Source organism: Mycobacterium sp. NPDC049093 (genome assembly GCF_040704635.1).
In the GTDB taxonomy this organism is placed as follows: domain Bacteria; phylum Actinomycetota; class Actinomycetes; order Mycobacteriales; family Mycobacteriaceae; genus Mycobacterium.
Map to the genome: position 1 here is coordinate 935267 of NZ_JBEZJS010000002.1, position 14323 is coordinate 949589.

Consider the following 14323-nt stretch of genomic DNA (forward strand, 5'->3'; position numbering starts at 1 on the left):
ATCGGTTTCGCCGACTCCGAGCCGGCGTCGGAAGGCACCGATGCCGCCCTGGTTCACCCCGGGCCTGTTCATATTGGTTCCGGTCACGATGTCTTTCGTCGCGTGGATGGCCCTGGCCGCGTGGCGCAACCGCGCATTTCGGAGCGGGCCGTTCGAAAAGCTCGCAGGATGGCCGGACCCTTCCCCAGTTGAACCGAAAGGCGTTGTTCTACTGGTGGTCTGGTACGCGACCATGGTCGCGGTGGCGACCATCGGGTGGCGGATCGGATCCGCGGGTCGCCCGCCGGCTCCGAAGGTGATGGCGATGACGTCCACCCCGCAATTCGAAAAGCGCTATTTCCTCTTGGTATTGGCGATCTCCGTGGTCGGTGTCGGTTACACCTATGTCCAGATCGCCAGCGCGACGTCGATCCTTGGCGCTCTGGGCTCTCAGCAGGCAAATGCGTTCAGCCAGTCGATATCCCAGTCTGCCGGCATCGGAACACTCCGCTATGCCCCGATTCTCGCGGCGCCACTAGGTGTCTACCTGTGGAGGAAGAAGATCGTCGGGTGGCCTCTGATGGTGGCCGGGGTCCTTCTGCTGTTCTTGGACGCGGTGATCTCCAGTCGGCTGTCCTTGCTGATGGCAGCCGTCGTCTATCTCGTCATTTGGGCGAAGACGGCGGTACCGTCCCGGAGTCCCGGTGCGCGGCGGCGCCGATGGATGGCAATTATTGCGATTCTGGTGGTGGGATTCTCACTCTTGGCTGTGCTCAACTACTTCCGCAACGCCAATTACTATCGCGACGTCGGCGTTACGAGCCCCATCGCGATGAACTTCTTCCAGATGGGCGCGTATCTCTCGGTGCCCGCCCAGGTGCAGCTGGGCGCGTCAGGCGCCATCATGCAGGGATCCTGGGAGAAGGACGGCGATCCGGTCGATTCGATCAACGCGATCGAACCAACGTTCCTGCAGTTCAACAAAGTGACCAAGGACAACAGCTGGAAAGGTGCCGAGGTATACGGCTACTCCGCATCGTTCGGATCCAGCTTCTTCACCAATTCCGTGTTTGCCGATATTTACTCCGACTTCGGAGCGTGGGGTTGGTACTACACATTTCTGCTTTACGGGTTGTGCGGGCTCCTGCTGGCCAAGGTCGTCCGGTACAACACCGTGATCGCCGCTTCAGGTGGCGTCCTTGCGTATTGCTTCTCCGAGGTGTGGCGTATCCAGATTGTGAGCTATGGCTTCGTCATCTTCCTTCTGTTGTCGACGGTGGCATGTGCTGTGCTGGCCGCTCGATGGCCGTTCGGGAAGAAATCGACGGACGATCTTGCCGGTGCGCGGTGAGCATTTCACGACGCTCTGCGCTTTCGGCAATTGTCTTGGCGGGATTGGCGGGGTGTACGCGCTCAACAAAGGAGCCTTCGATCAATGTGCGTGACTATGGCGCCACGGGAGACGGCGAGACCGACGATTCAGCTGCGATCCAGGCCGCGGTCAAGGCGTTGCGGGCGGGCGACACCCTGTACTTCCCGAATGGAAAGTACCGATTCGCCGAGCAGTACCCCAGCGGCGGGGCTGCGATCGCCATCACCGGAATCTCCGATGTGGCCATCGAGTTCGACGGCAACGCTGAGCTTGTCATGGACAACATCGACGAGGCCGAGGCCACTGGTACCAGCCACGGAGTCCTGATTCGCGGTCCGGCTTCGCGTATCGCCCTGCGCAAGGTGAAGATTCGATGGGCATCTCGGCCGCCGCGCTCGTTGGGTGACGGGATCAGGATCGTCGGCTATCCGACGGGATTGAGCAGTATGCTCCACGGGTGGATCGGTTCGCCCGCACCGGTCAGCAACGTGGTCCTCTCCGATTGTGAGGTCCGGTCCAGCCCGCAGGCAGGTGTCATCTTCGTCGGTGTTTCCGATATCGATGTCACGAATCTGCAAGCACATGAGACGGCGGCCGACGGATTGCATTTCAACGCATGCCGACGCGCCAGTGTCAGCCGCCATACCGCGACCGGCAACGGGGACGATGGTCTTGCCTTGGTTACCGAATATTCCGATCGACCCACGTTCGATGGGGATGCGCAGACCTTCGCTTTTCCTGACCTTACCGATTGGTCGAACTCGGATTTCGAAATAACCGATGTCAGGGTTTCCGGCGGTCGGGCCAACGGCGTTCGACTTTCAGGCGCGAACCGGGTGCTCCTGCGTAGGGTCGACGTAACGGATAAGCGATCAGGCGCCGGTGTGATGGTCGACTCGACGGCGCAGATCACGTCCGAAAGCGAGTGGCTGCACGTGGCATCTCGCGGCGTGCGGCTCGAAGACATCACGGTCGCTGATTGTGAGTTGGGTATACACCTGCTGGGCCGCCCAGACCCCAAAGGGGACAACCGTTTCACCGACTTCGATGTGGCAGTGATCGACGTGAGCATACACAACTGCACCAACTGGGCCGTACGTGTGGAATCACTGACCACACGACCTGTCACGGGCTTCGAGCTCTCCGGATGTGATGTCACTGCCACATCGATATCTGAGGGAAATGGAGGCGTAGGTTTCGGCAACACCCACGATCTGAACATCGACAAGGTTTTCGTCACTCACGCCCAACTCGCCGTCGTGTTCCTGGCAGAGAACTCGCACCGTTTGAATGGCGGCGAGGTGAAGCTCTCGATCACTCAGACGAACGAGGCGGACGACGACTCGATACCTTGTGCGTACTTCGACAACAGCGATGGCACGATCAACACGATGGACGTCAGTTGGCCACAAGCCCCCGAGACCTGGGTTCCGGTCCAGTTCACCGCCGAGACTTTCAAGGCGCACTCACTGGCCATTCGGACACTGTCGGTAACGCCGGATTCGATCGTCAACCGTACGGGTGTGGGCTGACTCGGTCGCCCCGATGCATCACCCCAATACTTCGTCCAAAACTGTTTGCATCTTCGCGCGGAAGTTGGCTTCTGAGAACCCTTCCGCCCACCGCCGGATGCTGGGCCCGTCGTATGCTGATGGGTCGAAAGCCTTTATGGCCGAGACGAATCCATCAATGATTTCCGGGTCACTACCCAGCGGAACCAGCGCACCCGTCGACCCGGGGACCACGCTGTCGAGCGCGCCCCCCGCCCCGAGTGCGATGACGGGGGTGCCGGTCGCCATCGACTCCACCGGAACGATCCCGAAGTCCTCGATTCCGGGCATGAGCAATGCGCGCGCTCGCCGGTGCAAGCTGAGCAACTCGTCGTGAGGTACCCGGCCGAGAAAAGTCACGTTCGGGCCGGCCAGGTCCTGGCACTGTTTCATCGAGCGCCCGTCGCCGGCGACCATCAGTCGCACGCCGGCCTTGGTTGCCGCGGCAATGGCAAGATCTGGTCGCTTGTAGGGCACGAGCCTGCCTGCGAGAAGGAAGAAATCCTCCCGTTCGACCGATGGATCCGGGGTGAACCCGTCAGTGTCGACCGGCGGGTGCACGACAGTAGATTCCCGGTTCCACCACTCGCTGATCCGCTGAGCGACGGCCGTCGAGTTGGCGACGATACGGCGCAACTTGGGGGCAGCCGTGCTCTCGCCCTTTTTCGCTATCCGGCCCAGCACGGCGAGTGCTGCGGCGCCCGCCGGCCCGCCGGCTTCCTGGGCACGCATCGACGGTTCCCATGCCCATCGAGCCGGGCTGTGTACGTAGGCGATCACGGGAGCATCTGTGGCGAACACCGCCTGGGTGGCAAAGGCGTGATGGCTCACCACCACGACGTCGAAGTCGTGAAGATCCATGTGCCGGAACGCTGCTGGTATCAGCGGTGCCAGCGGCGCGTAGGAACGCTGTCCGAGGAGGCGATAACCATAGTTCAGCCACGTCGCGTGCGGAGGGTGCGTGATGCCGTCCGGGATGCTGCCCGGTTTGGTGATCGCCGCAAAAACCTCTGCGTCAGGCCATTGCAGGGCTAATTGTTCGACCACGTTCTCCGAACCGGCGATCTCGGTGAAGCGTTCGTGGACTATTCCGATCCTGCTGTCCGACATCACCTGTCGCCTCCGATCTCGTGCGCAATCGTATGAAGCAGCGGACCTTCCAGCTGGGTGGCCAGATCGCGTAGCACCGGGCCGTATTCGGGATGAGCCAGGGCGAAAGCGAACTGCGCGACCAGGTAATCGGACGGATTGCCGGTGTCGCACCAGTGGCCCTGGATGACCTGGCCGTAGACGGCATGGTCTTTGGCGTAGGCATTGATCGAGTCGGTCAGGTAGATCTCGCCGGTCTGGGTTCCCTCATGCCAGCGTCGGGTTTGTTCAGCCAGTTCGTCGACGACGCCTGGGGTGATGACATAGCCGCCGATCGCGGCGTAGTTGGACGGGGCCTCGTTCGGCTGGGGTTTCTCTACGATTCCACTTATCCGGAGTAGTCCGCCATCCCGATCTTCCTTGATGACCGGCACTCCGTACCGGCGTGAATCCTCCGGTGCCATCGGCATCAGGGCCAGCACCGGGGCCGATGTCTGCTCGTAGGCGTGGATCAGCTGCTGGGCACGGGGCACTTCGGCCACGAACACGTCGTCTGGCCAGAGCACCAGGACCGGCTCGCCGCCGAAGGATCGAGAGGCGTTGAGCACCGGAGTGCCGTTGCCGTACGGACCGTGCTGATGGAGGTAGGTGATGTGTCCCTGCGCGGACAGCTCCCCGACTTCCTCGACGGCATCGGCATACGCGTCCTTGCCGTCCGCGCGCAGCTGGTCGACGAGCGTGGTGTTGGGACGAAAGTGCTCCTCTATCAAGTTCTTTCCACCAGAAACCACGATCGTGATGTCGGTGATGCCGGAGTTGACGAGCTCACGCACGGTGTGCTCGATGACGGGCTTGTCGCCGACCGGCAACATCTCCTTGGGAATGGCCTTGGTCAGCGGCAGCAGGCGCGAACCGATACCGGCCGCCGGAATGACGGCTTTGCGGATGGTCTCTGGTGCCATGGGTGCCTTTCCGTCAGGTGCGGCCAGCAGGTCCTACACCGTACGCATGCGTTCGATGATTGAGCTCGGCTTCACCGAGAGCTTCCGGATTGCGACCGGTTGTGCATTTGCCGTGATGTGAACCGGTGTCCAGGTCTCGGGGGCCTGTGGCCAATTGACATGCATAGCGTTGATCGCACCTTCACAGTTGTCGAATAGTGCGCTCGGCGTCGAGTCGTCGGGTACCCCGTCGGCCTGCGTAACCGATAAATTCAGCGCGGCGATCGAGAGGTTTCTTGTGTCGGAGGCGCTGAAGGCGACGACGGGCTGAGAATGCGTTACCCCGATCTTGCCGAAGTTCAGATCCTGAGTGTTGCCCAGGCCGATGCCACCGTTTCCGCCCGTCGTCGAGGTGGCGTCGACAGTGCAGTTGTCGACCCGGAGCCCACTGATAGGCAGGGATGTCAGTGACTCCGCCCGGACGGCCCAGTTGCTGCAGCTACGAATGCTCACGTCGGATACGGAGATGTCGAAATCGGTGAACTTGCGGTCGCCGTCAGCGCCGGGTCGTGCCAGCAGTTGAATGCCCATTTCACAGTCGGCAACACTGATGTGCTCCAGTCGCAGGCCGCGCGACGCCAGATACTGCCAATCCGCGCCCGAGTCGATTTCCGCGGTCGAATCGACGACAACTCCTGCCCCGGTTTGCTTTCCAGCCACGGTCAGGCCGCGGAGGTTCACATTATTGGCGCCTGCGAATCGGACGCCGTTGGCCCGCCCGCCGGAAACAGTGACATTTCTAATCGTGAAATCGGTGTTGGACCAGGCGGTCAGTTCGGGGAACGCGAACGTCTGTGCCGCGCTGTCGTAGCGGGGGCGATCGGAATAGTAGGTGACCAACGCCAGGCCGTCGTCGCCGTTGTCGGTGACTGAATACTCGTCGACCCTGGCGCGCCGACACGCGTTGAAATGCAGCCCATCGGCTGCGGTGTCGTGCACGAGCAGGTTGGTCACCTCGATATCGGAAACGCCCATGAGGATGACACCGGCCTGCGGGCTGGAGTCAACCTCACAGTCGGCGATCCGGACGTCGCTGACCGGTGCCGGGGGACCACTCCAGCCCGCAGGTGGATCGTCGGAAATCCCCGCGGGATAGCCGACGATACGGATGCCATCACCCAGGGATCGCGGGGCCTTTGTTGCCCACCGAACTTTCACGTTGTCCAGGGTGATATGCGACGCCGGCCCTTGTATCAGGATTGCGTGGCCCGCTCCGACGCCGTCATCGAGGTTGTCCATGAGAAGGTCAGCGCCGGCGTCGAATTTGATGTCCACATGCGAGATTCCGACGATGGTCAGTGCCGCCCCGCCCTCCGGGTTCGGCGCGGCGAATCGGTAGCTTCCCTTCGGAAAATGCAACGTAGCGCCTGACCGCAACGCCAGGACAGCGGCTTGGATCGCGGCCGAATCATCGGTGTTGCCGTCACCTTTGGCCCCGAAATCACGCACGTTGACGACGGGTCGTACGGCGGAAGACTTCGGTGCCAAACCCGCCATCGCCGCGAGCGCCGGCACTACTGACAGAACCGACCGCCGGGGAATACTCACCGCCCTGCCCCGAGAAGCTCCGCGACTATCGTTTCCGCCGCGGTTGTGGTTTGGATCCGAGACTGCCTGCTGTTCACGTGAGCCCACCCCCGCTCAACCAAACCTGACCTGGCGGTGTCGTCGCGACAATATGTGCGGAGAAGCGCGGCCAATGCTCGATAGTCGTACGGGTCGAAGTACTCAGCGCCATCGCCACAAGTTTCCCGCAACGACGGGATACTCGATGCCAGAACGGCTGTGTGGGATGCCATTGCCTCGAGCGGCGGTAGCCCGGCACCCTCGTACAGCGACGGCATTACCAGTAGATCTGCTCCGGCGACCATCGCCCGCAGCGTCTCGAAGTCCAATCGCCCGATCATCTGAACCCGGTCCGCAAGCTCGGTCGCGTAGCCCGCGAGGCGGTCATCGAAGTTTCGGACCGACTCGCCTGCTCCCGCTATCACCAGCTTTTGCGGGATCTCCGAGGCGATCTCTCGAAACGCCTCGAACAAGATAGGAAGGTTCTTGTGCCATTTGGTATTGCCGACGAAGAGGACGTACCTGTCCTCGACAGGGGTCAATGTGGCATCCGCAGGGGTGAGCCAGGCCTCTCCCACCGGAATCGGCGTCACCACGGTTTGCGCCTTGGGCGACACAGCGGCCAGCGCATCGGCCGTTGCCCGTGACGGTGTGAAGATCTTGCTGCACCGTCGCGCATCCATGGTGATCATCATGCGTGCATATGCACGGTAGGCGAAGCCCTTGCCCGAGACGCTCTGCGGCTGCAGGTGCAAGATGTCGTGAATCGTGACAAATAGTTTCGTTCGTTTGTTGCGTGGGCCGAGAATGGCAAACGGAAAAGGATAGTGCGGCAACCACAATGCCCTCGGCTGAAGTCCCTGCAAGGCGTGACGCCAGACCTGCTGCTCACTTGGCGAGTACATCCCCGCGTTCGACGGTTGTGCGAACACCACTTTCGTGCTGGCGGCCAGTGGCGGCTCTTTGCCCTCGTCGACGAGGACGCCTAACGAAAGTCCTTGCTGGTTCAGCGTCTTCTCTACGGTCGGCAACTCGGTCCGGATATACGTACCGATACCGCTCTGATTGATATGCCGAGCATCGAGCAACAGGTCGACGTGCTCTGCCATGGCTCCAACGGTAGCGGCAATCTTGTTCGAATTTGTCAGACGAGCGGAATTCCCCAGTGCCCACCAAATGCAATCTGTTCCAATGGCAACCGTTGCCGGGGCCGACCGTCGCGCTCGGCAATTTCCTCACCCATTTCGGAGTAGTCCCCGAGCGTGCCCACGGCGACGACGGCCAGCGGCCGCACTCCTTCGGGGATACCGAATGCCGCCTGCGCGCCGTCGACGTCGAAGCCGGCCATCGGATGGGCGATCAGTCCGCGGGACACTGCCTCGACGGTGAGCTGTGCGATCGCCGCTCCGGCGTCGACGCAGGCATACCGTGCGGTCCTCTCGTCTTCTCCTTCATCTGCGCACACCAGGATCAGCGCCGAGGCGGCATGGGCATAGCTGTTGCCGCGTTTGAGCAGGCCGGCCAGTGTGGTGAATGTCTCGTCGGCTCTGACCCCGACCACGAACCGCACGGGCTCACGGTGGCCCCAGCTGGCGGCCCAGCGTGCGGCCTCCAGCAGCGCGGTGAGCTGGTCAGCGGCGATGGCGGCGTCGGGGTCGAAGGCCCGGGGGCTCCAGCGGGCGGCGAGATCGGGGTGGATCGGCACGCTGGTGCTGGCCAGGCGGCCGTTCGGCGTGGCAGACACGTCAGCCAAGCTACCGGCGGGGAAAACCGCGTGCGTGTCTCCCTTATCCTGTGTGGGACTCAATCCAGCGTTCTGAAGGGTTAGATAGTGGCGCTCGTCGTACAGAAGTACGGCGGATCCTCGGTATCGGATGCCGATCGGATCCGTCGCGTGGCCGAGCGGATCGTCGAGACGAAGAAGGCCGGCAACGACGTCGTCGTCGTGGTCTCCGCGATGGGCGACACCACCGACGACCTGCTTGACCTGGCCCGTCAGGTATCCCCGGCCCCGCCGGCGCGTGAGATGGACATGCTGCTGACCGCTGGTGAGCGCATTTCCAACGCCCTGGTCGCGATGGCCATCGAGTCGCTCGGTGCACAGGCCCGCTCGTTCACCGGGTCACAGGCCGGCATCGTCACCACCGGCACCCACGGCAACGCCAAGATCATCGACGTCACCCCCGGCCGCCTGCGCGATGCGCTGGACGAGGGCGTCATCGTGCTGGTCGCCGGGTTCCAGGGCGTCAGCCAGGACAGCAAGGACGTCACCACCATGGGCCGTGGCGGCTCGGACACCACCGCCGTCGCCTTGGCCGCCGCACTCAAGGCCGACGTCTGCGAGATCTACACCGACGTCGACGGCATCTTCACCGCCGACCCGCGCATCGTGCCCAACGCCCGCCACCTCGACACCGTCTCCTTCGAGGAGATGCTCGAGATGGCCGCATGCGGCGCCAAGGTGCTGATGTTGCGCTGCGTCGAATACGCCCGCCGCTACAACGTGCCGATTCACGTGCGTTCGTCGTACACGGACAAGCCCGGCACCATCGTCAAAGGATCGATCGAGGACATCCCCATGGAAGACGCACTGCTGACCGGAGTAGCCCACGACCGCGGGGAGGCCAAGGTCACCGTCGTCGGTGTCCCGGACGTACCCGGCTATGCCGCCAGAGTGTTCCGCGCGGTCGCCGACGCCGACGTGAACATCGACATGGTGCTGCAGAACATCTCGAAGGTCGAAGACGGCAAGACCGACATCACCTTCACCTGCCCCATGGACAACGGCCCGACGGCCGTGGAGAAGCTGACCGGACTGAAGGACGAGATCGGGTTCAGCCAGGTGCTGTACGACGATCACATCGGCAAGGTTTCGCTGGTCGGTGCGGGCATGCGCAGCCACCCCGGCGTCACCGCGAAGTTCTGTGAGTCACTGGCCGAGGCGGGCGTCAACATCGACCTGATTTCCACGTCGGAGATCCGGATCTCGGTCCTGGTCAAGGACACCGAGTTGGACACCGCCGTCCGCGCGCTGCACGAGGCCTTCGACCTCGGCAGCGAGGAAGAGGCCGTGGTTCACGGCGGGACAGGGCGCTGAGATGGTCAACATTGGTGTAGTGGGAGCGACCGGTCAGGTCGGCCAGGTCATGCGCACGCTGCTGGAAGAACGCAACTTCCCGGCCAGCTCGGTCCGGTTCTTCGCCTCGGCCCGTTCCGAGGGCAAGAAGCTGACGTTCCGCGGCGAGGAGATCGAGGTCGAGAACAGCGAGACGGCCGACCCGTCGGGTCTGGACATCGCGCTGTTCTCCGCCGGTGCGACGATGTCGCGCGTGCAGGCTCCGCGGTTCGCCGCGGCCGGCGCCGTCGTCGTCGACAACTCCTCGGCCTGGCGCAAGGACCCCGACGTCCCGCTGGTGGTCTCCGAGGTCAACTTCGCAAGAGACGTCGGAGTCCGCGCTCGGTCTCTTCCTAAGGGCATCATCGCCAACCCGAACTGCACCACCATGGCCGCCATGCCGGTGCTCAAGCCGCTGCACGAGGAGGCCGGGCTGACCCGGTTGATCGTGTCGAGCTACCAGGCGGTGTCGGGCAGCGGCCTGGCCGGTGTCGAGGAACTCGCATCGCAGACCCGTGCGGTCATCGACGGCGCGGAGCAGCTGGTTCATGACGGCTCGGCGCTGACGTATCCGGAGCCCGTGAAATACGTTGCCCCCATTGCGTTCAACGTTATTCCGCTCGCCGGCGCACTCGTTGATGACGACTCGGGTGAGACCGACGAAGACCAGAAGCTGCGCAACGAGAGTCGCAAGATCCTCGGTATCCCAGACCTTTTGGTCAGCGGCACGTGCGTGCGCGTTCCGGTGTTCACCGGGCACTCGCTGTCGATCAATGCCGAGTTCGCCCAGCCGCTTTCAGTGGAGCACGCCAGGTCGCTGCTTGCCGCCGCGCCGGGCGTGAAGCTGGTCGATGTGCCGACCCCGCTGGCTGCCGCCGGCGCCGACGAGTCCCTCGTCGGCCGGATCCGGCAGGACCCGGGTGTGCCCGACGGGCGTGGACTTGCCCTGTTCGTGTCCGGCGACAACCTGCGAAAAGGTGCGGCGCTGAACACGATTCAAATCGCCGAACTGCTGGCCGCCGAGCTTTGATCCGCGGGTGAGCCCAGCCCGCAGGTTCGCCGCTGTCGCGATACTTGCTGCGGCGGTTTGGCAAGCGCCTACCGCCCATGCGAACCCCGCCTTCGGCGATCCGGTGGTGCCCCCGTTGGCCCCCGGTCAGGTGCTACGCATCGGTCCGAGCGCCGGAACCGGTACTCCCACCCGTGATTACGGCATCGGTGCCACCGATCTGTGTGAGTTCATGGAGTTCCCCAGTCGGGTGCTGCAGGTCTGTGGTGACAGCTTCGCGGGACAGGCCGTCGGCTTCGGCGGTTGGCACTCACCGGTGGCGCTGCATGTGGATGCCGATTCGATCGAGGATGCCGGCGGCGTCCGCTACCGCGGTGTGACCGGGGTGGACAAGCCGTTGCTGGCCGACGCCGCGCCGCCCGGGTCGTCGCAGTTGCCTGCCGGCGTGATCTCGATCAACCGCGAGAACTACATGCTGGTGACCACCACCAAGGAACTGCGGCCGCAGAGTTCCCGGTTGGTGAAAGCCGATGCGGCCCAGCCTAATTGGCCAACGGTCCCGGGGTCGGTGCGGGAGGCCAAGTATCAGGGCGGCGCCCAGTCACAGATCACCGGCTATTACGACCCGGTCCCGGCGCCGGATTCGCCCAGCGGTTGGGTGTACATCCTGGCCAACAACTTCGACCGCAGCAGCCCGGCGTTCCTGTACCGGGCCAACCCGAAGAACTTCACCGACCGGGCCGGCTGGCAGGGGTGGTCGTCGTCGGGTGGTTGGGGTAAGCCGCCGACGGCGTTGTTCTCCGACCGAGTGGGGGAGATGAGCATCCGGCAGATCGACGGCAAGCCCGTGCTGTCCTACTTCAACGCCACCAACGGAAACATGGAGGTGCGGGTCGCCTACGACCCGACCGGTTTGGGTAGTGCACCGGTGACGACGGTCGTGTTCGCCAGTGCCTGGCCGGACCCGGTCGACTCGTTGCCCCCGCCGGAGGTCAACCAGCTGGCCCAGCCCTATGGCGGCTACATCTCACCGGGATCCACGCTGGATCAGGTCAGGGTCTTCATCAGCCAGTGGAACACCATGGCGCGCGGTGGCACCCCGTACCGGGTCATCCAGTACGCGGTGAACCCATTCAAGCCGTGGGAGCAGTAGCGCTCGCCTTCGCTTCGCGCACGCCCTCCCGTGCGCCTTCGCGCCGATTTCTACCGCAGGGCTGTGGTCCGCGTGTGCGAGCACCCTCTGGGTCAAAAACGGCGAAGTGGACTCAGCCCGCGTCCCGGGCCTTCACAGCTGATTCATAGCCAATTCTTGATCTGCACCTCAGCAGTGCTCGCATGCTCGTGTCATGACTGAAACACCCCCCGATCCTGAACCTGCGACCGAGCCGGTGGTCGCACCGGCGGCTCAGCCGGCAGTAGTGACACCCCCGCCCGCCGAGAACAAGCCGAGCCGGCTCATGCAGGCGCTCGCGTGGGTCGGCATCGCCGCCGGCAGCGTTTTCATCGTCGCCGTGGTCTTCGGCACCGGCTTCTTCCTCGGCGCGCATTCCGATGGCGGCGGCCATCACCATCGCGGCGGCCATGACCGTGGCGGCATGATGATGTTCCACCACGGCGGACCCGGTGGTGGCGGCCCGGGCCAGATGGGGCCACGGCACGGCATGATGCCGCCGTGGGGTCCCGGTGGGCCCGGCGGATTCGGCCCGGGCGGCCCCGGATGGGGGCCTGGCGGACCCGGCGGTCCGGGCGGCGGCTCTGAGCGTCCTGAGACCCCGCCGACACCGGCACCGCCCGCGCGACCATAATCACAGCCCACTCTTTTGGACTGACTCCAAAGAGCGCGCATACTGGAGCCGTGACCACGGTGCATGAACACGACCCCAAGGCCCTGTTGCGGGCTGCCGGGCTGCGCGTGACCGCACCGCGGGTCGCGGTTCTCCAGGCGCTGGCCGACCACCCTCATTCGACTGCAGACGATGTGGCCGGCCTGGCTCGCGAGAACCTCGGTTCGGTGTCGACCCAAGCGGTCTACGACGTCCTTCGCGCCTGCGTCAACGCGGGTCTGGTCCGTCGGATCGAACCTGCAGGTTCCTCGGCGCGTTACGAGACCCGCGCCGGCGACAACCACCATCACCTGGTCTGCCGGGTGTGTGGCGTGGTCGCCGACGTCGATTGCGCAGTGGGCGAGACCCCCTGCCTGGAGCCCTCTGACCTCGCCGGTTTCGCCGTCGACGAGGCCGAGGTCGTGTTCTGGGGAATCTGCGCCGACTGCCAGAAGAGCGCCGTCACCGCATAAGACCACTCTGCAGCCCACGGACGCCCCGGCCACTACCCCTTGGTGGCCGGGGCGCCTGGCTTTTCAGCCAAGCATCGGGTGAGACCCCCGGAATCGTGAGATTCTCGCTAACCATGACCCGCAATCGGACGCTGGTGGCCGCACTGCTCGCAGTGCCGGTGCTGGCTGCCGGATGCAGCGGCGGCGCGGATCCCGGGAGAGGCGCGGCCATGGTCTTCGCGGTCGGCGATTGCGTGAGCGTCCCGGCCGCCACACCCGCTGCCCCTGAGGTGACCCGGGCCGGCCGAGTTTCCTGCGACACCGACCCCAGTTACACCGTCGGGGCCATCGCCGACCGCACCGGGGCCTGCCCGAGCGCCGAGTACCAGCACCTGCCCGCCGCGCTCGCCGATCCGTCGACCGCACGCCTGTGCCTGGTCCCCAATCTCGTCGCCAACCACTGCTACGAACTCGGCATGCCCGCGGGCATGGTGGAGCTGGCCGATTGCACCGCGCGCACCGAGCGCGGCCCAGGGGTGATGGTCCAGGTGACACAGCGCCTCGACGTTCGGGACGGGTCGGCCTGCCCAGCCGAAACAGGGCACTACGCCTGGCCTTATCCGTCGCCGGCGCGAACCTATTGCACGCGGACGGTTCACTAACTGGCATGATCGAGGCCATGCGTGCCCTGACTGTCGGTTTCGGGCTGGCCGGTCTCGCGCTGGCATTGGCTGCACCTGCGGGTGCGCGCCCCTCGGATCCTGGTGTCGTGTCCTATGCCGTCATGCCCAAAGGTTCGGTGGGCAACATCATCGGTGCCCCGATGACGTGGGAATCCGAGTTCACTGTCCCGTTCCAGGGCTTCTCGGTGGAGAACCCGGTGTGCAACAACTGGGCCGATGTCGGGCTGCCCGAGGTGTTCAACGACCCGGACCTCGCTTCGTTCAACGGCGCGACCACCCAGACGGCGGCCGGCGACGACAGCCATTTCGTCAAACAGGCCATCGGGGTGTTCGCGACGCCGGAGGCCGCCGACCGTGCCTTCCACCGCGTGGTGGACCGCACCAACGGGTGTTCGGGCCAGACCACCGCGATGCACCTGGACAACTTCGTCACTCAGGTGTGGACGTTCACCGGCGGCCCGGCGAGCGCTACCGACGCAGATTGGGTGAAACAGGAGGCCGGAACCGACCGTCGCTGTTTCAACACCACCCGCAAACGGGAAAACGTGCTGCTACAAGCCAAGGTGTGCCAGTCCGGCAACGCAGGTCCCGCGGTCAATGTGCTGGCCGGAGCCATGCAGAACACGCTGGGGCAGTAGAAGATGTCGGTCCTATCTGGATGATGGAACAGAACCGAGCCGTTTG

The 14323-nt window shown here is 64.3% G+C and carries 14 protein-coding genes; 9 read left to right on the forward strand and 5 right to left on the reverse strand.

What is annotated here, in order from left to right; translation table 11 throughout:
- Positions 1 to 106: 106 nt before the first annotated feature.
- Positions 107 to 1330: an O-antigen polymerase gene (locus AB0876_RS10035; RefSeq protein ID WP_526041871.1), complete on the forward strand. Its 1224-nt coding sequence runs from the start codon at positions 107 to 109 to the stop codon at positions 1328 to 1330.
- Positions 1282 to 2883: a glycosyl hydrolase family 28-related protein gene (locus tag AB0876_RS10040; RefSeq protein ID WP_526041872.1), complete on the forward strand. Its 1602-nt coding sequence runs from the start codon at positions 1282 to 1284 to the stop codon at positions 2881 to 2883. The genes AB0876_RS10035 and AB0876_RS10040 overlap by 49 nt, the downstream gene beginning before the upstream one ends.
- An 18-nt stretch (positions 2884 to 2901) precedes the next feature.
- On the opposite strand, the gene AB0876_RS10045 is transcribed toward AB0876_RS10040, so the two are convergent.
- Genes AB0876_RS10045 through AB0876_RS10065 form a run of 5 tightly spaced genes read right to left on the reverse strand, consistent with a single transcriptional unit; the run spans position 2902 to position 8301 of the window.
- Positions 2902 to 4011, reverse strand: a complete 1110-nt coding sequence (locus tag AB0876_RS10045) for a glycosyltransferase (protein WP_526041873.1) — start codon at positions 4009 to 4011, stop codon at positions 2902 to 2904.
- Positions 4011 to 4952, reverse strand: coding sequence for a UTP--glucose-1-phosphate uridylyltransferase (locus AB0876_RS10050; RefSeq protein WP_491840167.1), 942 nt, complete (start codon positions 4950 to 4952; stop codon positions 4011 to 4013). Before AB0876_RS10050 ends, AB0876_RS10045 begins: the two co-directional genes overlap by 1 nt.
- Before the next feature lie 33 nt (positions 4953 to 4985).
- Positions 4986 to 6539, reverse strand: coding sequence for a glycosyl hydrolase family 28-related protein (locus tag AB0876_RS10055; RefSeq protein WP_491840168.1), 1554 nt, complete (start codon positions 6537 to 6539; stop codon positions 4986 to 4988).
- Positions 6536 to 7666 carry a glycosyltransferase family 4 protein gene (locus AB0876_RS10060; protein ID WP_491840169.1) on the reverse strand — a complete coding sequence of 377 codons (1131 nt, stop codon included), beginning with the start codon at positions 7664 to 7666 and terminating at the stop codon, positions 6536 to 6538. The genes AB0876_RS10055 and AB0876_RS10060 overlap by 4 nt, the downstream gene beginning before the upstream one ends.
- A gap of 35 nt (positions 7667 to 7701) precedes the next feature.
- Complete coding sequence (locus tag AB0876_RS10065) at positions 7702 to 8301, reverse strand: nitroreductase family protein (RefSeq protein ID WP_491840170.1); 600 nt, start codon at positions 8299 to 8301, stop codon at positions 7702 to 7704.
- A gap of 87 nt (positions 8302 to 8388) precedes the next feature.
- Here AB0876_RS10065 and AB0876_RS10070 point away from each other — a divergent pair, with 87 nt between their 5' ends.
- From AB0876_RS10070 to AB0876_RS10100, 7 genes are all read left to right on the forward strand, one after another.
- The gene (locus AB0876_RS10070; RefSeq protein ID WP_491840171.1) at positions 8389 to 9654 is read left to right on the forward strand and encodes an aspartate kinase; all 1266 of its coding nucleotides are present in this window, start codon (positions 8389 to 8391) and stop codon (positions 9652 to 9654) included.
- A gap of 1 nt (position 9655) precedes the next feature.
- Complete coding sequence (locus tag AB0876_RS10075) at positions 9656 to 10702, forward strand: aspartate-semialdehyde dehydrogenase (RefSeq protein WP_491840172.1); 1047 nt, start codon at positions 9656 to 9658, stop codon at positions 10700 to 10702.
- A 7-nt stretch (positions 10703 to 10709) separates the two neighbouring features.
- Positions 10710 to 11834: a DUF4185 domain-containing protein gene (locus tag AB0876_RS10080; protein ID WP_491840173.1), complete on the forward strand. Its 1125-nt coding sequence runs from the start codon at positions 10710 to 10712 to the stop codon at positions 11832 to 11834.
- Between the two features lie 193 nt (positions 11835 to 12027).
- On the forward strand, positions 12028 to 12486 hold the full coding sequence (locus AB0876_RS10085; protein ID WP_491840174.1) for a hypothetical protein: 459 nt from the start codon (positions 12028 to 12030) through the stop codon (positions 12484 to 12486).
- 50 nt (positions 12487 to 12536) lie between these two features.
- Positions 12537 to 12977 carry a Fur family transcriptional regulator gene (locus AB0876_RS10090; protein ID WP_055118294.1) on the forward strand — a complete coding sequence of 147 codons (441 nt, stop codon included), beginning with the start codon at positions 12537 to 12539 and terminating at the stop codon, positions 12975 to 12977.
- Positions 12978 to 13090: 113 nt separating this feature from the next.
- Positions 13091 to 13618 (forward strand): hypothetical protein, encoded by a 528-nt coding sequence (locus tag AB0876_RS10095; RefSeq protein ID WP_491840175.1) that lies wholly within the window; start codon positions 13091 to 13093, stop codon positions 13616 to 13618.
- Between the two features lie 17 nt (positions 13619 to 13635).
- Entirely contained in the window at positions 13636 to 14277 is a 642-nt protein-coding gene (locus AB0876_RS10100; protein ID WP_169619451.1) for a sensor domain-containing protein, read from the forward strand.
- Positions 14278 to 14323: the final 46 nt, after the last annotated feature.